The 20,679-nt window shown below is 63.8% G+C and carries 18 protein-coding genes; 11 read left to right on the top strand and 7 right to left on the bottom strand.

Going from position 1 to position 20,679, the window contains the following annotated elements; translation table 11 throughout:
• Window positions 1-17 precede the first annotated feature (17 nt).
• From nrfD to ruvB, 10 genes are all read left to right on the top strand, one after another.
• Complete coding sequence (nrfD, locus tag KIT10_10095) at window positions 18-1,409, top strand: polysulfide reductase NrfD (protein MCW5899609.1); 1,392 nt, start codon at window positions 18-20, stop codon at window positions 1,407-1,409.
• A 6-nt stretch (window positions 1,410-1,415) separates the two neighbouring features.
• A complete protein-coding gene (locus KIT10_10090; GenBank protein ID MCW5899608.1) occupies window positions 1,416-1,949 on the top strand; it encodes a DUF3341 domain-containing protein in 534 nt (177 codons plus the stop codon).
• Between the two features lie 19 nt (window positions 1,950-1,968).
• Window positions 1,969-2,622: a c-type cytochrome gene (locus KIT10_10085; protein MCW5899607.1), complete on the top strand. Its 654-nt coding sequence runs from the start codon at window positions 1,969-1,971 to the stop codon at window positions 2,620-2,622.
• Window positions 2,623-2,692: 70 nt separating this feature from the next.
• Complete coding sequence (locus tag KIT10_10080) at window positions 2,693-3,910, top strand: quinol:cytochrome C oxidoreductase (GenBank protein ID MCW5899606.1); 1,218 nt, start codon at window positions 2,693-2,695, stop codon at window positions 3,908-3,910.
• A 5-nt stretch (window positions 3,911-3,915) separates the two neighbouring features.
• The gene (locus KIT10_10075) at window positions 3,916-4,059 is read left to right on the top strand and encodes a hypothetical protein (protein MCW5899605.1); all 144 of its coding nucleotides are present in this window, start codon (window positions 3,916-3,918) and stop codon (window positions 4,057-4,059) included.
• Window positions 4,056-5,294, top strand: a complete 1,239-nt coding sequence (locus tag KIT10_10070; GenBank protein ID MCW5899604.1) for a cytochrome c oxidase subunit II — start codon at window positions 4,056-4,058, stop codon at window positions 5,292-5,294. Before KIT10_10075 ends, KIT10_10070 begins: the two co-directional genes overlap by 4 nt.
• A gap of 19 nt (window positions 5,295-5,313) precedes the next feature.
• Window positions 5,314-7,098, top strand: coding sequence for a cbb3-type cytochrome c oxidase subunit I (locus tag KIT10_10065; protein MCW5899603.1), 1,785 nt, complete (start codon window positions 5,314-5,316; stop codon window positions 7,096-7,098).
• Window positions 7,099-7,175: 77 nt separating this feature from the next.
• On the top strand, window positions 7,176-7,802 hold the full coding sequence (locus KIT10_10060) for a hypothetical protein (GenBank protein ID MCW5899602.1): 627 nt from the start codon (window positions 7,176-7,178) through the stop codon (window positions 7,800-7,802).
• 72 nt (window positions 7,803-7,874) lie between these two features.
• Window positions 7,875-8,213, top strand: coding sequence for a hypothetical protein (locus tag KIT10_10055; GenBank protein MCW5899601.1), 339 nt, complete (start codon window positions 7,875-7,877; stop codon window positions 8,211-8,213).
• Window positions 8,214-8,282: 69 nt separating this feature from the next.
• Window positions 8,283-9,308: a Holliday junction branch migration DNA helicase RuvB gene (ruvB, locus tag KIT10_10050; protein MCW5899600.1), complete on the top strand. Its 1,026-nt coding sequence runs from the start codon at window positions 8,283-8,285 to the stop codon at window positions 9,306-9,308.
• 11 nt (window positions 9,309-9,319) lie between these two features.
• Here the strand turns inward: ruvB and KIT10_10045 are convergent, their stop codons facing one another.
• A complete protein-coding gene (locus KIT10_10045) occupies window positions 9,320-10,465 on the bottom strand; it encodes a class I SAM-dependent RNA methyltransferase (GenBank protein MCW5899599.1) in 1,146 nt (381 codons plus the stop codon).
• An 86-nt stretch (window positions 10,466-10,551) separates the two neighbouring features.
• Between KIT10_10045 and KIT10_10040 the strand changes: the two genes are divergently transcribed.
• Window positions 10,552-11,547, top strand: coding sequence for a DUF1730 domain-containing protein (locus KIT10_10040; protein MCW5899598.1), 996 nt, complete (start codon window positions 10,552-10,554; stop codon window positions 11,545-11,547).
• Window positions 11,548-11,620: 73 nt separating this feature from the next.
• Here KIT10_10040 and KIT10_10035 read toward each other — a convergent pair whose 3' ends face one another.
• The 6 genes from KIT10_10035 to KIT10_10010 form a co-directional block, all read right to left on the bottom strand.
• Window positions 11,621-11,833, bottom strand: coding sequence for a hypothetical protein (locus KIT10_10035; protein MCW5899597.1), 213 nt, complete (start codon window positions 11,831-11,833; stop codon window positions 11,621-11,623).
• 184 nt (window positions 11,834-12,017) lie between these two features.
• Window positions 12,018-12,971: a methylenetetrahydrofolate reductase [NAD(P)H] gene (metF, locus tag KIT10_10030; protein MCW5899596.1), complete on the bottom strand. Its 954-nt coding sequence runs from the start codon at window positions 12,969-12,971 to the stop codon at window positions 12,018-12,020.
• Window positions 12,972-13,019: 48 nt separating this feature from the next.
• Window positions 13,020-15,815 carry a gliding motility-associated C-terminal domain-containing protein gene (locus KIT10_10025; GenBank protein MCW5899595.1) on the bottom strand — a complete coding sequence of 932 codons (2,796 nt, stop codon included), beginning with the start codon at window positions 15,813-15,815 and terminating at the stop codon, window positions 13,020-13,022.
• Between the two features lie 103 nt (window positions 15,816-15,918).
• The gene (locus tag KIT10_10020) at window positions 15,919-16,953 is read right to left on the bottom strand and encodes a gliding motility-associated C-terminal domain-containing protein (protein ID MCW5899594.1); all 1,035 of its coding nucleotides are present in this window, start codon (window positions 16,951-16,953) and stop codon (window positions 15,919-15,921) included.
• The gene (locus KIT10_10015; GenBank protein MCW5899593.1) at window positions 16,943-17,500 is read right to left on the bottom strand and encodes a sigma-70 family RNA polymerase sigma factor; all 558 of its coding nucleotides are present in this window, start codon (window positions 17,498-17,500) and stop codon (window positions 16,943-16,945) included. The genes KIT10_10020 and KIT10_10015 overlap by 11 nt, the downstream gene beginning before the upstream one ends.
• 76 nt (window positions 17,501-17,576) lie before the next feature.
• The gene (locus KIT10_10010) at window positions 17,577-20,480 is read right to left on the bottom strand and encodes a gliding motility-associated C-terminal domain-containing protein (protein ID MCW5899592.1); all 2,904 of its coding nucleotides are present in this window, start codon (window positions 20,478-20,480) and stop codon (window positions 17,577-17,579) included.
• Window positions 20,481-20,679 lie beyond the last annotated feature (199 nt).

Here is a 20,679-nt window from a genome sequence, read left to right as displayed (position 1 = left end):
GGAACAAGAGCAGACCCATGCACGCAGAAGCAGCGATCCGAGAACCGCTCATCCTGGGCCACAAGACCTACCATGACATCACGGAGGACATCGTGCGGCCCATCGAGAACAAGGCGCCGCGCGGCTGGTACATCCTCACGGCCATCGCCGGCCTGATCGCCGCCTACGGCACCGGCTGCATCCTCTACCTGATCAGCAAGGGCGTGGGCGTGTGGGGCCTGAACAAGACGGTGGACTGGGCCTGGGACATCACCAACTTCGTGTGGTGGGTGGGCATCGGCCACGCCGGCACGCTCATCAGCGCGGTGCTGCTGCTCTTCCGCCAGAAATGGCGCATGGCCATCAACCGCTCCGCGGAGGCCATGACCATCTTCGCCGTGATCATGGCGGCCACCTTCCCCGGCATCCACATGGGCCGCATCTGGATGAGCTATTGGGTGCTGCCACTGCCCAACCAGTTCGGCAGCCTCTGGGTGAACTTCAACAGCCCGCTGCTGTGGGACGTGTTCGCCATCAGCACCTACTTCAGCGTATCGCTCGTGTTCTGGTACATCGGCCTGATCCCCGACTTCGCCACCATCCGCGACAAGGTGGTGAAGCCCGGCATGAAGAAGGTCTATGGCATCCTCAGCTTCGGCTGGACGGGCAATGCCAAGGCCTGGACGCGCTTCGAGGAGGTGAGCCTGGTGCTGGCCGGCATCGCCACCCCGCTGGTGTTCTCGGTGCACTCGGTGGTGAGCTTCGACTTCGCCACTTCGGTGATCCCCGGCTGGCACACCACCATCTTCCCGCCCTACTTCGTCAGTGGTGCCGTGTTCAGCGGCTTCGCCATGGTGCTCACCCTGCTGCTGGTGATGCGCAAGGTGATGCATCTGGAGAACTACATCACGGTGAAGCACGTGGAGTACATGAACATCGTGATCATCGTCACCGGCTCCATCGTGGGCGTGGCGTACATCACCGAGTTGTTCATCAGCTGGTACAGCGGCGTGGAGTACGAGAGCTACGCCTTCATCAACCGCGCCACCGGCCCCTATCTCTGGGCCTACTGGATCATGATGACCTGCAACGTCATCAGCCCGCAGCTCTTCTGGTTCAAGAAGCTGCGCACCAACCTGGCCTTCACCTTCTTCATGAGCATCGTGGTGAACGTGGGCATGTGGTTCGAGCGCTTCGTGATCATCGTCACCAGCCTGCACCGCGACTACCTGCCCAGCAGCTGGACCATGTTCCACCCCACCTGGGTGGATGTGGGCGTGTTCATCGGCACCATCGGCATCTTCTTCACCCTGTACCTGCTCTTCGCGCGCTTCTTCCCGGTGCTGGCGCTCAATGAGGTGAAGTCCATCCTGAAGGTGAGCGGCGAGAGCTACAAACTGGACGCCGCCAAGAACCAACACCATCACTGATCCCCCATGGCGAACAAGGTCATCTACGCCGTTTACGAGGATCCCGAGCTTTTGAAGGACGGGGCCCGGAAACTGGTGTCCAACGGCATCCGGGTGAAGGACGTGTTCTCACCTTTCCCGGTGCATGGCATCGACCCGATCATCGGCATCAAGCGTACCCGCCTGGGCATCGTGGCCTTCATGTTCGGCATCGGCGGCACCTGTCTGGCGCTGCTCGGCATCTGGTACTTCAACATCTTCGACTGGCCGATGAACATCGGTGGCAAACCCAGCCAGGCGATGTACAAGAACCTGCCGGCCTTCATCCCGGTGACCTTCGAGTTCACGGTGCTCTGCGCCGCGCACGGCATGGCCATCACCTACCTGATCCGCAACAAGACGCTGCCCGGCATGCCGGCCCGCAACCCCGACCCGCGCAGCACCGACGACAAGTTCATCATGGAGATCCGCACGGCCGACAACCACGGCCATGACGCCACGGCCATCACCGGCCTGCTGCGCGAGACCGCCGTGTTGGAGATCAACGAACGCCAGTACTGAGCGCGCGATGACCAGGCACATGCACACGATCACCCTCGGCGCCCTGGCCACGGCCACGGTGCTGCTGCTGCTGAGTTCCTGCGGCCGCGACCCCAACAGCCCCGGCGTGGAGTACATGCCCGACATGTACCGCAGCCCCGCCATCGAGGCCTATGTGGACTTCGGCCAGGACCCCTACCACTACGGCGAGGACCTGGCGCGTGAGCAGCGCGAGCGCCCCAGCGCGCGCAGACCGGCCGACGGCACCATCCCCTTCGCGGCGGATCCCGCCAAGGCGGAGTTCATGATGCCCTATCCCTACCCGAACACGCCCGACGGTTATGAGCAGGCCGGCCGCGAGTTGAAGAGCCCCGTCGCCATGACCGAGGCCACCGTGGAGAAGGGCAAGGTGATCTACGGCAAGTTCTGCCAGCACTGCCACGGCGAAAAGGGCCAGGGCGACGGACCCGCCGTCCAGCGCTCCAACGACAAGTATCCTCAACCGCCCGCTTACGATGGTGCGCAGTTGAAGGAATTGCCCGAGGGCAAGATGTACCACACCCTCACCCACGGCAAGGGCGCCATGGGCAGCCACGCCTCACAACTCGACAAGGAGGAGCGCTGGCTGGTGGTGCAGTACGTGAAATATCTGCAGGCCGGTGGCCAGATGCCCGGGGCCATGGCGGCGAACTGAACGCGATAACGCAACAGCAGCGATGAACTTCACCTTCAGCAAACGGGCCCGCGGCATCGCCTTGGCGCTGATCGTCCTGGGCGCGGTGGCCACGCTGGTCGGCATGCTCGGCGACCATAGCGACCACCATCAGCGCACCTGGGCCAATCTGCTCGTCAACGGTTTCTTCTTCCTCGGCATCGGCCTGGGCGCACTCTTCTTCTACGCGTTGCAGAACGCCACGGAGACCGCCTGGTACGTGCTGGTACGCCGCGTGCATGAGGCCATCCTGGGGTGGATCCCGGTAGGGGCCTTCGTGTTGCTGCTCGTGTTCATCGCCAGCAGCGCGCACCTGAACCATCTCTACCACTGGATGGACGGCTCACTTTACCACGAATACGTGATCGGCGAAGGCGCCGACGCGAAACCCGCCCAGGCCAGCGACCCCGGCGCGGTGGCCAACCCGAATTATGATGCCCTCATCGCCGGAAAAAGCGCCTTCCTGAACCTGCCCTTCTTCTGGCTTCGCACGCTGCTTTATCTCGGCGTATTCGTCTTCTTCGCCCGTTGGTTCCGCCAGCGCAGTCTGGAGATGGACAAGCAGAGCGGTGAACAGCTCGTGAAGACCCACAAGCTGATGTACCGCCGCGGCGCCCTCTTCCTGGTGTTCTTCGCCGTGTTCAGCAGCACCCTCGCCTGGGATTGGCTCATGAGCATCGACGCGCACTGGTTCAGCACCCTCTTCGGCTGGTATGTTTTCAGCGGCATGTGGGTCAGCGCCATGATCACCGCCGTGGTCATCGTGCTCTACCTGAAGCGCAAGGGCCATCTGCCCCAGGTGAACAGCAGCCACATCCACGACATGGGCAAGTGGGTCTTCGCCATCAGCTTCCTGTGGACCTATCTCTACTTCAGCCAGTTCATGCTGATCTGGTACAGCAACATCCCCGAGGAGATCACCTACTTCCAGCAGCGCATCGGCGAGCATCCCGGTCTGATGTGGACGGTGTTCTTCATCAATTTCGCCGTGCCCATGGTGTTGCTGATGAGCCGCGACGCCAAGCGCAACGCCCGCTTCCTCATCGGTGTGGGCGCGGTGGTCTTCATCGGCCATTGGCTGGACATCATCCTGGTGGTGATGCCCGGCGCGCTGGGCAAGGAGTTCCACGGCGTGGGCCTGCTCGAAGTGGGCATGTTCACCCTCTTCCTCGGCGCCTTCATCATGCGCGTCCTCAAGACCCTGGCCGAAGCGCCACTCACCCCGGTGGACCACCCCTTCCTGGAGGAAAGCGTGCACCACCAGATATGATCGCCATGCGCGCCAAGGACCTGCTCCGCAACCTCGCGGCCCTGCTCACCAAGCGGGAGCCTCGCGCGGTGCCGGTGCCCGTGCCGCAGGCCAACGAACGCAAGAACAACCGCCCGCCTTCGAGGGTTGAAATGGTACACGAACGATGACCAAGTTGCTGATACTGCTCGTCATTCTCCTGGGCATCCTGGCGATCGCCCAGTTGGTGCGGGTCTATGAACTCACCTCGCGCCTGCGCGGCAAACGCGAGGAGGAGATCTCCGCGGCGGACAACCGCATGAATGCCCGTCTGATGTGGGTCTTCATGATCGCCTACTTCGGCTTCTTCCTGTGGCTGTGGCTGCGCTACAAGGACCGGATGCTGCCGGTGGCCGCCAGCGAGCACGGGGTGGACACCGACTGGCTCCTGAACTTCAACTGGATCATCCTGATCATCGCCTTCGTCATCACCAACGTGCTGCTCTTCGTCTTCGCCGCCAAGTACATCCACAGCAAGGACCGCCGCGCGTTCTGGTACCCGCACAACAACAAGCTGGAGCTGATCTGGACGGTGATCCCCGCCGCCGTGCTGGCCGTGATCATCATCTACGGCCTCACCACCTGGAACCGCATCACCGATGCGCCCGGCCCTGATGCCCTGGAGGTGGAGCTCTATGCCAAGCAGTTCGACTGGACCGCGCGCTACCCCGGTGGGGACGGCATCCTCGGCGCCACGGATTTCCGCCTGATCAATGGCACCAACCCGCTGGGCATCGCCACGCCAGAGAGCGTGGCCGGCCGCCTGGCGGAGATGGAGGAGGAGATCGCCGGATTGGAACTGGCGATGAAGGAGGTGCTGCCCGCCTCGCGCATCGCCGAGATGAACGATCAGGCCGAAAGACTCCGCCGCCATCGTGCACGCTTATTGAACCTGCGCACCACCATGGAGCTGGACATCGAGGAGAAGGGTCAGGCCAGTCCCTATTTCGCCGGCCGCGATGATGTGGTGACCAAGGACTTCTACCTGCCCAAGGGCCAGGAGGCCCTGCTGCTGATCCGCAGCCGCGATGTGATCCACAGCGCCTACATCCCCCACCTGCGCTCGCAGATGAACGCCGTGCCGGGCATGACCACCCGCATGAAGATGGTGCCCACGATCACCACGGACAGCATGCGCACGCACATCATGAAGGACCAGAACTTCGACTTCATTTTGCTGTGCAACAAGATCTGCGGGGCCAGCCATTACAACATGCAGATGCCATTGACGGTGACCACCGCCGCCGAGTACGAGGCCTGGTACACCGAGGCCATGAAGAAGCCTTTCCAGGCCGCTGAGGAGGCGAAGGCCGGGGAAGGCGGGGACGCGGGCAACGGCGCACAGGCCGCCCTGCGCATGAACTGAACGCAAGCATAATCGAGCCATGGGCGCCAGCACCACCGCGCACGACGCGCACCACGCACACCACCACGAGGAGAGCTTCATCTCGAAGTGGATCTTCTCGCAGGACCACAAGATGATCGGGAAGCAATTCCTGGTCACGGCCATCTTCATGGCCTGGGTGGCGGTGATCATGTCCATCCTCTTCCGCCTGCAGCTGGCCTGGCCCGGCGAGGGCTTCGCCTTCGCCAACTTCTTCCTGGGCGACAAGTGGGCACCGGGCGGTGTGCTTGATCCCAACATGTACCTGGCGCTGGTCACGATCCACGGCACCATCATGGTGTTCTTCGTGCTCACAGGCGGCCTCTCCGGCACCTTCGCCAACCTGCTCATCCCCTTGCAGGTGGGCGCGCGCGACATGGCCAGCGGTTTCATCAACATGCTCAGCTACTGGTTCTTCTTCATGAGCAGCATGGTGATGCTCGCCTCGCTCTTCGTGGAAGGCGGACCGGCCTCCAGCGGATGGACCGTGTACCCGCCGCTGAGCGCGCTGCCCCAGACGATACCCGGTTCCGGCGCGGGCATGACGCTGTGGCTGGTGAGCATGACGCTCTTCATCGCCAGTTCGCTGATGGGCGGCCTCAACTACGTGGTCACCATCCTGAACCTGCGCACCAAGGGCATGAAGATGACCCGCCTGCCGCTGACGATCTGGGCCATCTTCATCACCGCCGTGCTGGGCATCCTCAGCTTCCCCGTGCTGCTCAGCGCCGCGCTGCTGCTGCTGATGGACCGCAGCATGGGCACCAGCTTCTACCTGAGCGACATCCACGTGGCCGGCGAAGCGCTGGACCAGGTGGGCGGCAGCCCCATCCTCTTCCAGCACCTCTTCTGGTTCCTCGGCCACCCGGAGGTGTACATCGTGCTGCTGCCCGCACTGGGCATCACCTCGGAGATCATCTCCACCAACGCGCGCAAACCCATCTTCGGCTACCGCGCCATGATCGGCTCCATCCTCGCGATCGGCTTCCTCAGCTTCATCGTGTGGGGCCACCACATGTTCATCACCGGCATGAACCCCTTCCTGGGCAGCGTTTTCGTCTTCACCACATTGCTCATCGCCATACCATCGGCGGTGAAGGTGTTCAACTACATCACCACGCTGTGGAAGGGCAACATCGTGCTCACGCCGGCCATGCTGTTCAGCATCGGCCTGGTGGCCACCTTCATCGCGGGCGGTCTCACGGGCATCATCCTGGCCGACAGCGCGCTGGACATCAACGTGCATGACACCTACTTCGTGGTGGCCCACTTCCACATCGTGATGGGCATGAGCGCCATCTTCGGCATGTTCGCCGGGGTGTACCACTGGTTCCCCAAGATGTACGGGAGGATGATGAACACGAAGCTGGGCTATGCCCATTTCTGGATCACCTTCATCTGCGCCTTCGGGGTCTTCTTCCCCATGCACTTCATCGGCCTGGCCGGTGCCCCGCGCCGCTATTACAGCTACACGGAGTTCCCCATGTTCGACGGGGTCACCGACCTGAACGTGCTGGTGACCTTCTTCGCCATCACCGGTGCGCTGGCCCAGGTGATCTTCACCTACAACTTCTTCTACAGCGTGTGGCGCGGACCCAAGGCGGTGCAGAACCCCTGGCGCAGCAACACGCTGGAGTGGACCACGCCGGTGGAGCACATCCACGGCAACTGGCCCGGACCCATCCCCACCGTGTACCGCTGGCCCTACGACTACAGCAAGCCCGGCAAGGCGGAGGACTTCGTGCCGCAGACCGTGCCCATTGAAGAGGGCGAGGAGGAGCACTGATCCCTTGTCCCAAGGGTCGACGACCCTCGGGAGGACAAAGCCCGCGCGAACAGCGCGGGCTTTGCGTTCTTTGGGGCATGCGCCTTCCGCCGGTCCTGCTCCTGCTGCTGGTCGTCCTGCCCGCCCGTGCGCAGCTGCTGGACAGCATCTCGCTGTTCGCGGAACAGGAGCCGCGCTTCGTGGCCAAACTCGATGTGCGCGGAGGCTTCATCAGCAACCGCAACGTGCGGGTGATGGGCGCCAAGGCGGGGCTGGAGCACGCCGGCCGATTCCAGTACGGCATCGGCTACGCCTTCCTCTTCACGCCCGTGGAACGGGAACGGTTCATTCCCGAGCTGGGCCTCACCAACACCCGCCTGCGCATCGGCTATGTGACCCCCTACGTGGACTACGCCTTCTACCAGCGCGGTCCCTGGGAGGTGCGCCTGCCGGTGCAATTGGGCATCGGCGCGGGCAGCACCATCTACCGCGACGCCAGCGGCCGCAAGCGCCGTCTGCAACGCACCGGCCTGCTGATCTACGAACCCGTGATGGTGGTGCAGTACCGCTTTTTCCGCTACGCCGCCCTCACCGGAGGCTGGGGCTTCCGGCTGGTGTGGCAGACCGGCGACCAGCTCGGCGAGCGCCTCAACGCGCCCATCTACACCTTCGGCCTGCGCATCTTCTTCGGCGATCTGTGGCGCGATCTGCGGAGGCCGCAGTGACACTGCCACCCCACGAGCCCGGAGGAGGCGTGGCAGCGGCCATGTTACAGCTGTCGCACCGTGGCCTCATCGATGGGTGGATCTAGCCGCCTGGAGCCGGGCTGCCACATCATCACCGGCATGGAGGTGCAGATCACCAACCTGCGCGATGCGCTGCACGTATGGCCCAACCCGGTGCCGCGCGGCATGCCCCTGCAAGTGGAGGTGCGCCTGCCGGAAGGTTTTCAGGTGCAGGGCGGCTTGCGCATGACGGTGACCGATGGAGCAGGGCGTTTGGTGCATGAGCAGCCCGTTGGTCAGAGGACCACAACCCTCAACTTTCTCAACATGCAACACTCCACCGGTACCTACCACCTCCACCTGCACGACAACACGCGCTGGATCGCGGGGGCGAAGGTGGTGGTGGAGTGAAATGGCCGCGAAGGGGCGAAGCCACGTGCCTCTGCCCGTGGTCCATGCCCGGCGCTACCTTTGGCCATCATGCCCGAGCACTTCGATCCGCGTGTGGAACAGCGCGCCGCCTCCGACAAGGAGATGGAACAGGTGCTGCGTCCACGGCGCTTCGATGAATTCGCCGGGCAGAAGGCCGTCACCGACAACCTGAAGGTATTCGTGCAGGCCGCCAAACAACGCGGCGAGGCGTTGGACCACGTGCTGCTGCACGGCCCGCCCGGCCTGGGCAAGACCACCCTGGCCAACATCATCGCCCAGGAAATGGGCGTGGGCATCCGCATCACCAGCGGACCCGTGCTGGACAAGCCCGCCGACCTGGCCGGCCTGCTCACCAACCTGGAGCCGCACGATGTGCTCTTCATCGACGAGATCCACCGCCTGACGCCGGTGATCGAGGAGTACCTCTACAGCGCCATGGAGGACTACCGCATCGATCTGGTGATCGATGCGGGCCCCAATGCGCGCACGGTGCAGATCGCGCTGAACCCCTTCACGCTGGTGGGCGCCACCACGCGCAGCGGCCTGCTCACGGCGCCGCTGCGCGCGCGCTTCGGCATCAACAGCCGGCTGGACTACTACGACGCGGCCACGCTCAAGGGCATCATCAAGCGCAGCGCCGGTCTGTTGAACGTGCCCATCATCGATACGGCGGCGGAAGAGATCTCGCGCCGCAGCCGTGGCACACCGCGCATCGCCAACGCCCTGCTTCGCCGCGTGCGTGATTTCGCGCAGATCCAAAGCGACGGCACCATCGAGCTGCCCATCGCCCAGCATGCCCTCAAGGCCCTGAACGTGGATGCGCACGGCCTGGATGAAATGGACAACCGCATCCTGGGCGCCATCATCGACAAGTTCGGCGGCGGACCGGTGGGACTGAACACCGTGGCCACGGCCGTGGGCGAGGAGGCAGGCACCATCGAGGAGGTGTATGAGCCCTTTCTGATCATGGAAGGCTACCTGCAACGCACCCCACGCGGGCGACAGGCCACGGAACGGGCCTACCGCCATCTGGGCCGGGTGCCCAGCGTGAAGCCGGGCGACCTTTTCGAGTGAGTTGGGCAGCGTCAGGTCCGGTCGAAGACCCTCCGTGTTCCGCTGTACAACTCGTACCGCATGAAGCGGCAATCGAGTGACCCGTTGAACACCTTGATGCGCGGCTTGGGGGTGAGGCGCACCTGTTTGGCGGCTTCCAGGTTGCTGGTGATCATCCAGGCCGTCCAGCCCGCCCAGCGCTGTTTCAGCGTGTCGCCGATCATCTTGTACAGGGCGTTGATGTCCTCCTCCTTGTCCATGCGCTCGCCGTAGGGGGGGTTCAGGACCATCACACCGGTTCCTTCGGGCGGCTCCAATGCTTGGAAGGGCTTGTTCACGATGCGGATGCGATCCTTCAGGCCCGCGCTGGCGATGTTGCTTTCCGCCTTGCGCGCCACATGCGGGCTGATCTCGCCACCCAGGATCAGCGGGCGTGCGGTCCGATCGATCCCCGCCTGGGCCTCCTCGCGCACCTCTTTCCACAAGGCCGCATCGAAGTCCTTCCAGCCTTCGAACCCGAACCGCTTCCGGTAGCTGCCGGGGGGGGTCCTGCTGGCGATCAAGGCGGCCTCGATGAGGAGGGTGCCGCTGCCGCACATGGGGTCCACGAAGGCGCTGCGCCCATCCCAGCCGGTGAGGAGCACCAGCCCGGCGGCGAGCACTTCGTTCATCGGGGCCAGGTTGGTGTGGTCGCGGTAGCCGCGTTTGTGCAGGGAGCCGCCGCTGCTGTCCAGCGACACGAGGCATTCATCGCCATGCACATGCAGGTGGATGCGCAGGGTGGCTTCCTCCAGATCCACGGAGGGACGGCGTCCGAAACGGTCGCGGAAGCGGTCCACGATGGCATCCTTCGCTTTCAGGGCCAGGAATTGCGAATGGTTGAAGCGATCCGAGTGCAGGGTGCAGTGCACGGCGAGTGTGTCATCCACGCCCATGAAGCGCTCCCACGCCAGGTCCTTGATGCCCCGGTAGAGGTCCTCCTCATTGCCCACGCGGAAGGAGCCGATGGGCACCAGCACGCGCAGGGCGGTGCGCAACTGGAGGTTCGCCCGGTACATGCAGGCTTCATCCCCGCGGAAGGCGACGGCCCGGTTGTGCTTCTCGATGTCCTGTGCCCCAAGGGCCCGCAATTCGGCCACGAGGAGGTCCTCGAACCCGAACATGGTCTGGGCGGTCATGGGAAAGGTGCGCGTGGACATGGACGCCGAAAGTAGGCGGGATGCGGCGGGCGACGGTACCGGCGCGGCGCAGCTACCTTGCCGCCATGCCCGGTGTGCGGGGATCCGCGGAACGCATCAAAGCGATGGCCCATGAACTGGGCTTCCTGGCCTGTGGTGTGGCGCGGGCGGGCTTTCTGGAAGAAGAAGCGCCACGGCTGGAACAGTGGCTGCGGCAAGGGAAGCATGGCGGCATGGGCTACATGGAGCGCCACTTCGATCTGCGGCTCGATCCCACCAAGCTGGTGCCCGGCGCGAAGAGCGTGATCAGCCTGGCCTACAACTACCACACGCCACCCCGGCAGCATGATCCGGATGCGCCCAAGCTCAGCACCTACGCCTATGGGCGCGACTACCACAAGGTGTTGAAGAAGCGCCTGAAGCCATTGATGGAGTTCATCGCGGCGCAATTCGGCGACGTGGCCCTGCGTGCTTTCGTGGACAGTGCGCCGGTGATGGAGAAGGCTTGGGCGCAGCGCGCGGGTGTGGGCTGGATCGGCAAGCACACCAACGTCATCCTCAAGCCGACCTCCAACCTGCCTGTCGGCAGGCAGGCCCCCCAAGCGCTCAACCCCTCAACTTCCAACCTCTCAACAGGCGGCTCCTGGTTCTTCCTCTGCGAGCTCATCACCGACCTCGAGTTGGAACCCGATCCGCCCGCCACCGACCATTGCGGCACGTGCCGCCGCTGCATCGATGCCTGCCCCACGGAGGCCATCACGCCGTACAGCGTGGACGGCAGCCGGTGCATCAGCTACCTCACCATCGAGCTGAAGGAGGCCATTCCCCAGGAATTCGCCGGCAGGATGGAGGGCTGGGCCTTCGGCTGCGACATCTGCCAGCAGGTGTGTCCGTGGAACCGCTTCGCCACGCCACATCAAGAGCCGGCGTTCGACCCGAAGCCCGAACTCATGTCCCTGGCGGCCGATGAATGGCACGGCATGACCGAAGTGGTCTTCGATCGGCTGTTCGAAGGCAGTGCGGTGAAACGCACCAAGTACGGCGGGCTGATGAGGAACCTGAAGTTCCTGCGGGAAGGTTGATGATCGTTGGAGGTTGGCTGGCCCATTGACCACGCCATCAACTTCCGATCGCTCAACTCGGAGATCTTCAACCTCAGGCCCGCACCGTCGTCTGGAACACCTCCAGGATCACATCCTTGTACATGTGTCCGAAGGTGGCCAGTGCCCAAGCCTTGAGCATGAGCTGGTCCTGTTGGCCTACCCACTTGCGGGCCTTGATCAATTCCTTCTTGAAGAGGAGGCGGTCGAAGCTGACCTTTTGGAGCACCTCCTTGCTGAACTCGATCATCTTTCTGCGCTGGTCCATCATCACATCCGGGTTTGCACGGCCTGTGGAGCGGCACAGGCAGGGTTGAAGTTAACAGATCCGGTGGCGGTGGTGCCGTTCCGGGGTGGTCGGTTTTTCCACGATCGGGCGGCCTCCGATCGGTGAGAACGGCCCCGGAGGCGGATCGGTATGGGGAGGTGATGGGAAGTGACCACCCTCCGGCTCAGAACAGTGCCGCCGCCACGGTGCGCACGGCCTCGCTGCGCCCCATGGTGTAAAAGTGCAGGCAGGGCGCTCCCCGGGCCATCAACTCCCGGCATTGGGCGGTGGTCCATGCGATGCCCACCTGCTTCACATCGGCGTCCGCTCGGCAGCGCACCAGCTCGCGCGCCAGCTCGTCGGGCAGGTCCACCCGGAAGGTCTTGGGCAGGAAGGCGATGTGCCGCAGTGTGGTGATGGGCTTGATGCCGGGGATGATCGGCACGCCGATGCCTTGCGCCCGGCATTGGTCCACGAAGCGGAAGAAGGCGGCGTTGTCGAAGAACATCTGGGTCACCAGGTATTCCGCGCCGGCCTCCACCTTCTCCTTCAGGTAGGCGATGTCCACGTTGAGGTTCAACGCCTCGGGGTGCTTCTCCGGGTAGCAGGCCGCGCCGATGCACAGGTCGGTGGGAGCGGCATCCTGTTCCTCATCATGCAGGTACTTCCCCTTGTTCAGCCCGGCGATCTGGCGGATGAGTTCCACGGCATGGGCATGGCCGTCGCGCTCGGGGATGAAGTGCGGCTCGTTCTTCACCGCGTCGCCACGCAGCGCCAGCACATTGTCGATGCCCAGGAAGTTCAGCTCGATCAGCGCGTCCTCGGTCTCCTCCCGGCTGAAGCCCCCGCAGATCAGGTGCGGCACCGTGTCGATGTCGTACTTGGTCTTGATGGTGGCGCAGATGCCGATGGTGCCGGGCCGCTTGCGCAAACGCACCTTCTGCAGCAGGCCGTGGCCGCGCTCCTTGTAGATCACCTCCTCGCGGTGGTAGGTGACGTTGATGAAGCTGGGTTTGAACTCCAGCAACGGGTCGATGCCCGCGTAGATCGAGCGTATGTCCTTGCCCTTGAGCGGGGGCAGGATCTCGAAAGAAAGCAGCGTGCCCTGGGCCGCACGCAGGTGATCGATGACCTTCATGGGATGCCCGCGACGGGGCGGCCAAAAGTAGGGTGCACCGCCGGGTACCTACCGCAGCAGGGTCACATGCCCGGTGAACTCCCGGCCTTCATCCAGTTTGAGGATGTAGAAGTAGGTGCCATCAGCCAGGTCGGTGCCACGCCACTGGTTGGTGTAGTTGCGCGCTTCGTACACCACGCTGCCCCATCGGTTGAAGATCGTGAGGTTGTTGGGGTAGTACTGGATGTTGGTGATGTTGAAGGCATCGTTCATGCCGTCGTTGTTCGGGCTGAACACGTTGGGGATGAAGATCTCCTCCGGCCGGATCACATACACGTAGGTGATGGTATCGGTGCATCCCTGCGTGGTGGTCACCACCAGGGTGATGGTGTAGGCGCCGGGCTCATCGAAGGTCACCGTGGGGGAGGGGATGGTGCTGGTGGAACCTCCGGTACCGAACTCCCACCACCAGTTGTTGATGGTGCCACCGTTGCCTTGGGAGCCATCCTGGAAGAAGACCGTGGTACCGGGCAACTGGGGCGACAGGGGGTCGGGCGTGAAGAAAGCCGTGGGGTCGTTGGCCACGGTGACCCCGAATGCCGCAGAGGTGCCGCTGCAACCGAACTGGTTGGTCACCGTCACCGTGTAGCTGCCGGTGCCCACATTCACGGACGAAGAGGAGGCGCCCGTGCTCCACAGGTAGGAGTCGAAGGGCTGCGTAGTGGAGAGCGAAACCGTGCCGCCACCGCACGTGAAGTTCGGTCCGGTGATCACCGGCACCGGCGTGGGCGCCTCGGTCACGGTGAAGGGCGCCGAGGTGGCGCTGCAATCACCGATGCTCACCGTAACGGTGTAGGTGCCCGCCTGCACGCTGGTGCTGGGGCCGCTGGCGCCGTTGCTCCAGCTCCAGCTGTCGAAGCCGCCGCTGGCCGTAAGGGTGGAGGCCGACCCCGCGCAGTATTGCGCATCACCGGTGATCGTCACCGTGGGCAGTACGATCTCCGTGACGGTGAAGGGCGCCGACTGGTAGGTGCAATTCAGGAAGGTGGCCGTAACGGTGTAGGTGCCTGCCGTAGCGGAGATGCTGGCAGTACTCTCGCCGGTGCTCCACAGGATGCCATCGTAGGGCGTGGCGTTCACGTTCAGGGTCACGCTGCTGCCTGCGCAGTACTCCGCAGGACCGGTGATCGTCGGCGGTCCGGGATCCACCAAGGTGAGCGTGAAGGGCGCTGAAGTGTTGGTGCAGCCTTGGATCGTGCCGGTCACCGTGTAGGTGCCTGCGCCGGTCTGCAGCGAAGAACCCGAGGCTCCGGTGCTCCATGTGTAGCCGTCATATCCGGCGGATGCCACAAGCGTGGGCAGCGGCTCGCCGCAATAGATGGCCGGCCCGGTGATCTCCAGCGGTGGGAAGTCCACGGTCTGCACCATGAAGGGCGCCGAGGTGACCGGGCAACTGCCGTCGGTGGCCGTCACGGTATAGGTGCCGGCGCCCACGTTCACGGTCTGGCCGCTGGCACCATTGCTCCAGGTGTAATTCGACCCGGCCGGCGATGCGGTGAGTTGCACCGTCTGCCCCTGGCACACGAAAGTGGGACCGGTGATGGTGGGCGGCGGTGGGCCCGGTATCACGTAAACAACGATCTCCACGGTGCTGGTCAGCGGTGGAACGCCATTGTCCGTTCCGGAGAAGGTGATCGTCTGGTAGCCCTCTTCTCCGGGTTGTGGAGAGAACTGCGCCACGATGGTGGCCGTGATGCCGGAGGTGTTGCTGGTCTCGGTGTAGTTGGCGAGACCCGGAGCCGACGAAGTGGCCACGGTCACCTGGTTGTTCTCCGGACTCAGGAAGTCCATCTGGATCGTCACCACCTCGCCCACGCACACTTCAATGGTGTCGCACAGGAAGGCGCTGCTGGCGATCGGCGGGATGTTCTGCGTGCTCACCGCCGTGGTGAAGACGAAGTTCTTGTCGTCCAGCCAGTCCACACCGTCGTTGGCACCGAAGGGGCCATCGTAGGCGGTACCCGGCAGGTTGAAGCGGCCGAACTGGATGTAGTCCACACCGTTGCCGCGGTTGGCGCCCACCGTGGCGGGCGATCCGCAGAAACCAAAGCCATTGCCACCGGTGTTGTTGCAGGAGTAATTCTGTCCTTGGTAGTTGCAGAGCGTATTGGTTGTGCAGCTGGCTTCCCCGGTGGTCCACTGCATGTCCTTGTAGCAGAACGACACGTTGTTGCCGATGCCGATCACCGGATCCTGGCCGTTGGTGATGATCACCTGGAAGGAGTTGAGCTTGTCCACCTTGGAGTTGTAGTACCCCACATTGATCCAGTTCACGTACAGCGCGGTGGGTGTCAGCTTGTAGCGCACCTGGTTGTTGCCGGCGCCGGCATTGCCGCGGGTATCCACATCACCCCAGAATGGCGCCACCATGCGGAAGTTCGCGCTGGGGAAGCCCGAGGCGGTGAAGGTGGCCCAGGGGGTGTTGAAGGAGAGGTTGCCGTTGTTGTTGATGTAGACCAAGTTGAACAGATCACCATAGAGGTTGAACTGGAATGGCAGGAAGATGGGCGCCGAGGAGCCATCGTCGTTCGGGGCCATGGCCAGCGTATAGGTCCCGTCCGGCGGGATCCAGCAATCGCAGTTGCTGCCACCACCGCCTTTGGGCGATCCACCACCCATGGGCATGCCCTTCACCTGATCAGGTGTGGGGGTCGTCAGCAGGGGGAAGGCGCCCTCGGGGAGCATGCCCGCCAGCTTCAAGCGGTCATATTCGGCTTCGGGCAGCGCTATGGTCTGGGCGTGGAGCGTGTCGTTCAGGCCGATGAAGGCGATGCAGAACAGGGCAGGCAGGAGGGTGCGGAACATCGGTAAAGGGAGGGGGAATGGGGTGGGGTCTGGGTAAATCGGATGGTGGCCTCGCCGGAGCCCCGAAAAATAGCGACCGGATCGATCGCTTCGGCAGCCTGGATCAAGGGTCGGCGTTCAAATACACCACCTTCCCTTGGGTCACCAAGCGGCCATCCTCGGTAATGGCCTCCACGGCCACCACGTAATGGCCGGTGGAACAATTCGCGCCATCCCAAGGCGCACCGTGGTCACTGCTGAAGACCAACTGGTTGTTGTGCACGGAGAACACCCGGATGCGCACCTGGGCGAAACCGTCGGCCACCACTTCATAGGTGTCGTTCACGCCGTCGCCATTGGGGGTGAAGGTGTTGGGCATGAACAGGGGCGGCGGGGGTGCAGGTGCGATGAGCTCCAACTCCGGTTGAGCGGTCTGCTCCTGCGGCGTGGTCGAGGGGATCTTGTCGGCTTTGGCCGGTTCTGCACGTTCGGTACTTTCCGGTTCGGCTGACCGCGTCATTTCGCTCAGCACTTCCTCCACCAAGCGCTTGCCTTCAGGCACTTGGGAGGTTCCGGCCTGGATCGTTGGATCGCGGGGAGCGGCTGGCTCCGCGTGTGTTCCAAGTGCTTCACCGGCATCGCCACGCTCAACGGGCGCGTTCGTGGGAGCGGTTCCCTGAGGCCTTGTTCGCGCCTCGGATCCCGCGCCTGCTGTGGTCACTTCATGCTCCGGATCGGCCATGTCCAGCACTTCCCCCGTCGGCGCTTCCGAACTCACCCCGGGGATGCCCTGACCACCTTCCTGCACCAATTCAGCGACAGCGGGTGGTGCGTCATTCTGGTCAACGGCCAGGTATACGCCCACGGCCACGGCCACCAAGGCCAAACCGGATGCGGCCCAGCCCCATGCGCCCCAGGTGCCGGTGCCCGCCGCAGGAGGCGCTGGCGCGCCCTGCCCCAACTGTCCTTGGATATTCTGCCAGGCGTTCGGCGGCGCCTCCATCTCGTGGCCATCGAAGCGCTCGCGCATCAGATCCTCCAAAGGCACGCCCTGGGGCGCCAGGTTGGATCGGATGGCCTGCCAAACGCCGGGGTCCACGGGCGACTCATGCCCATGGAAGCGCGCGCGCATCAGCTCGTTCAGGCCGTCAGTCCTCATGTCCGTGGCCGTATTGGGCCACCGCCTCCTTGGGCAGCAGCTTGCGCAGGTAGGCCCGCGCCTTCATGAATTGCGATTTGGAGGTGTTCTCCGAGATGCCCAGCATATCGGCGATCTCCTTGTGCGGATAACCTTCGATGGCGAACAGGTTGAACACCGTGCGATACCCTGTGGGCAGAGCTTGTATCAACGCCATGAGCTCGTCGGTGGTCATGGTGCCCAGTACGGTGGCGTCCTCTTGGTGCAGGTACTCGGCTTCCGTCAGGTCCAGGCTCTGGTCGTAGGGCTTGTTGCGGCGGATGTGGTCCAACGCCGTGTTCACCATGGTGCGTGCGATCCAACCGCCCAAGGGCCCATCGGCGCGGTAGTGGGCCATCTTGTGGAACACCTTCACGAAGCCGTCCTGGAGCATGTCCTGGGCCTGGTCCCGGTTGTGGGCGTATCGCATGCAGATGCTCATCATCTTGCGGGCATATCGCTGGTACAGGGCCTCCTGGGCGGCTGGGTCGGCCTTCAGGCATCCTTGCACCAGTTCATCGTCGGTCATCTTCTATCCGGTGGATGATGCGATCCGAGGTTGGAAAGTTGCCTGGCACCATGGCCCTTGGTGGTGGGCGCTGGGCCTATTTGATGAGGGTCACCGTGCCCCGGCGCTCGATCTTGTCCGAGGTGAACACCGGCAGGTAGGTGAGCCGCCAGACGTACACGCCCTGGGGCAGGATCTCGCCGCCGCTGGAATGGCGGCCGTCCCAGCCCTCGCCCACCTTGGTGGAGCTGAAGACGAGCTGGCCCCAACGGTCGTACACCTCGAAGAGGTGCTCCTTGGGATCCACATCGATGGTCACCGGCAGGAACACATCATTGAGGCCGTCCCCATCGGGGGTGAAGGCGTTGGGGATGGCCACCAGGGGCACCAGGATGGGGATCGTCTTGCACTGGCGGTCCGTGCAGCCGTAGCGGTCCTCCACGAACAGGCAGACCTCATATTCACCCCCCATCACATTGGGGAAGCTGTATTGGACCGAAGGTCCTGTACCGAAGGGCACACCATCCACCGTCCACTCAAAGAGGATCGCCTGGGGGTCATCCGCGGTGAAGTAGACCGTGTTGTTGAATTCCGTGCCGGGGTCGGGGCTGAACAAGTAGGTCGCTTCCGGAGCGGGCTCCACCAGCACGGCGCCGGGTACCAACAGGTTGTCGGTGCAGCCTTCCGGCGTGGTCACCGTCAGGTTGATCGCGTAGCTGCCGGGGTCCTGGTACCAATGCACCGTCCCGTCGCATCCGCCGGTGGCGCTGCCATCGCCCAGGACCCACTGGCACACGCCGAGATATTCCACCGGTGTGGTGTTGGTGATGGTCACTTCCAGGGGGTCGCAGCCTGCCAGGGGTTCCACGATAAAGGACACCTCCGGCAGGGGATCGATCACCACCTCAACGGCCGCCGTGTCGATCAGGTGCGCGCAGCTGCCGATACCCACCACAATGTAGAGGTGCGTTCCGGTGGGTTCTGTGGCAGGGTCCATCCAGCCGTCGTAGACGTTCCCATCGGGATCCAGCCAGAAGCCCCAGTCGTTGGGAGCGCCGGCCAATTGCGTGAAGAGGTTCACCGGCGCGGCGTCGGCACAGCGCCGCACGGTGCCATCGTTGCCGGCCCAAGGCAACGGGTCGGTGGCGATGGTGAGGACGGAACTCTGGTCCGGGCAGGGGGCCACCGCGCTGACCATGTAGGTATAGGCACCCACCGGGTCGGCGGCGGCGTTGAAGATGCCCGTGCTGGGGGTGTTGTTGGGGCCGGTCCATTCACCGCCTGCCTGGGGAGTGCCAGCCAAGGCGGCGAGCATGTCCACCGGCGCCGCGTCCACACATACGGTAAGGGTGGCGTCCTCACCGGCGTTCACGGCCTGTTGCAGCACCACGCTCACCGTGGAAGTGTCGTTGGGGCAGGGGAAGGCGCCGATGGCCACGTAGGAATAGTTGCCCGCCGGATGCACTGCGGGGTCGAAGAAATTGCTGGTGAAGGGTTGGCCATTGGGCGCCAGCCAGATCCCGCCGCCATCCGGGTTGCCGCCAAGCAGGGGGAAGAGCGCCACTGGCGGACCCGTGGTGCAGGAGATGTGGTTGCCGTTGTTCCCCGCGTTGGCCGGGGTCACCACGGCGGTGGTCACCGTGCCATAGGAGGCGCATTCCGTGCCCACGATATAGGCGTAGAGGTATTCGCCAGGCGTGTCGGTGGCCGGGTTGAAGGTGCCGGAGTGGTTGTTGCCGTTGGGGCCGGTCCAAGTACCACCCGCTGGCGCACCCACCAGCAGGGGCAGCAGATCCACCGGCGCGGAGGTGGTGCACAAGGTCACTTCACCCGGGGGCAGCACATCGCCCTGCTGGACCTCAACCACCACCGACAGGGTGCTGGTCATCACCGGGTTGCCATTGTCGGTGGCCGTGAAGGTGACCACATGGAAGCCCACGTCACCAGGCAGCGGGGTGAACTCCGTGACGATCACCGCTGAGACGCCCGAAGTATTGGACACGATCTGGTAGTTGCTCAGGGAGGGTGCCGTGGAGTTGGCCACCGTGGTCTGGTTGGGCTCGGGCGCCAGAAAGGTGACCTCCAGGGTGGCCGTTTCGCCCACACAGAGCACCAGGCTGTCGCAGACCGACTGGCTTACCGCGATGGGCGGTACATTGGACGTGGTGATGTCGGTGGAGAAGATGAAGTGCTTGTCCTCCAGCCAATCCACGCCATCATTGGCACCGAATGGCCCATCGTAGGCCATGCCCGGCTGGTCGAAACGACCGAACTGCATGTAGTTCACCCCATCGCCCCGGTTGGCCCCCACTGTGGCGGGGGTGCCCCCGAATCCATTGACGCCACCGCTGGCATTGCCAGTGCTCCAGCCCATATTGCCGTAGCAGAAGGACACATTGCCGCCGTTGGGCACCACAGGGTCGTTGCCATTGGTGATGATCACTTGGAAGGAGTTCACCAGGTAGTTGTTGGCGGGCATGCCTGCGGCCGTGTAATAGCCCACGTTCACCCAGTTCACATACAGGGCGGTGGGCGTCACCTTGCGCCAAACCTGTCCCTGCCCGAAACGCGTGTCCACATCGGCCCAGAAAGGTGCCACCATCACGTTGGTACCATTGGGGAAGCCCGCTGCGGTGAAGCCTCCGAAAGCGCCGTTGAAGGTGAGGTTGCCGTTGTTGTTGATGTGGCAGCTCGTGTAGTTGTTGCCGTAGAGCTGGAAGGTGAAGGGCAGGGGAAGCAGCGCCGAGGAGCCGTCATCGTTGGGGCCCATGGCCAGCGTGTAGGTGCCATCCGGTTGTATCCAGCAATCGCATCCGCTGCGCGCACCCTCCTGCATGGCCTCTTCCAGCATCTCCGGGGTGATCACGATCGGCTGGCCGGGCGGGGCCTGTTCGATCTTCCAGGTATCGTAGCCCGGTTCATTGGGGTCCACCTGGGCCAGCATGGGCAGGGAAAGGCCAAGTGCGAGCAGGACAGGAATGGAACGCGGAAACATGGTCATCGCGGAAGGGGTCGGGGGTGCCGGTGCGGGTCTGGTCACAAAGGTCGCAAGCGGCCGGGTCGTCATGGCCATCGACCCCTAAGATGCGCAGGAATGGCCAAAGGTTGCCCGTGGCCGCGTCATCAGCGTTGTCCAAAGCACCCTGCAGGTTCCATGGCCTCCATGTTCCCGCCTGCCGCCAGCCCCTACCTTTGCGCGC

The organism is Flavobacteriales bacterium, from assembly GCA_026129465.1.
Classification (GTDB): domain Bacteria; phylum Bacteroidota; class Bacteroidia; order Flavobacteriales_F; family PHOS-HE28; genus PHOS-HE28.
The sequence above is the reverse complement of the archived record's forward strand: the minus strand, read 5'-3'. Positions and strand labels throughout refer to the sequence as shown.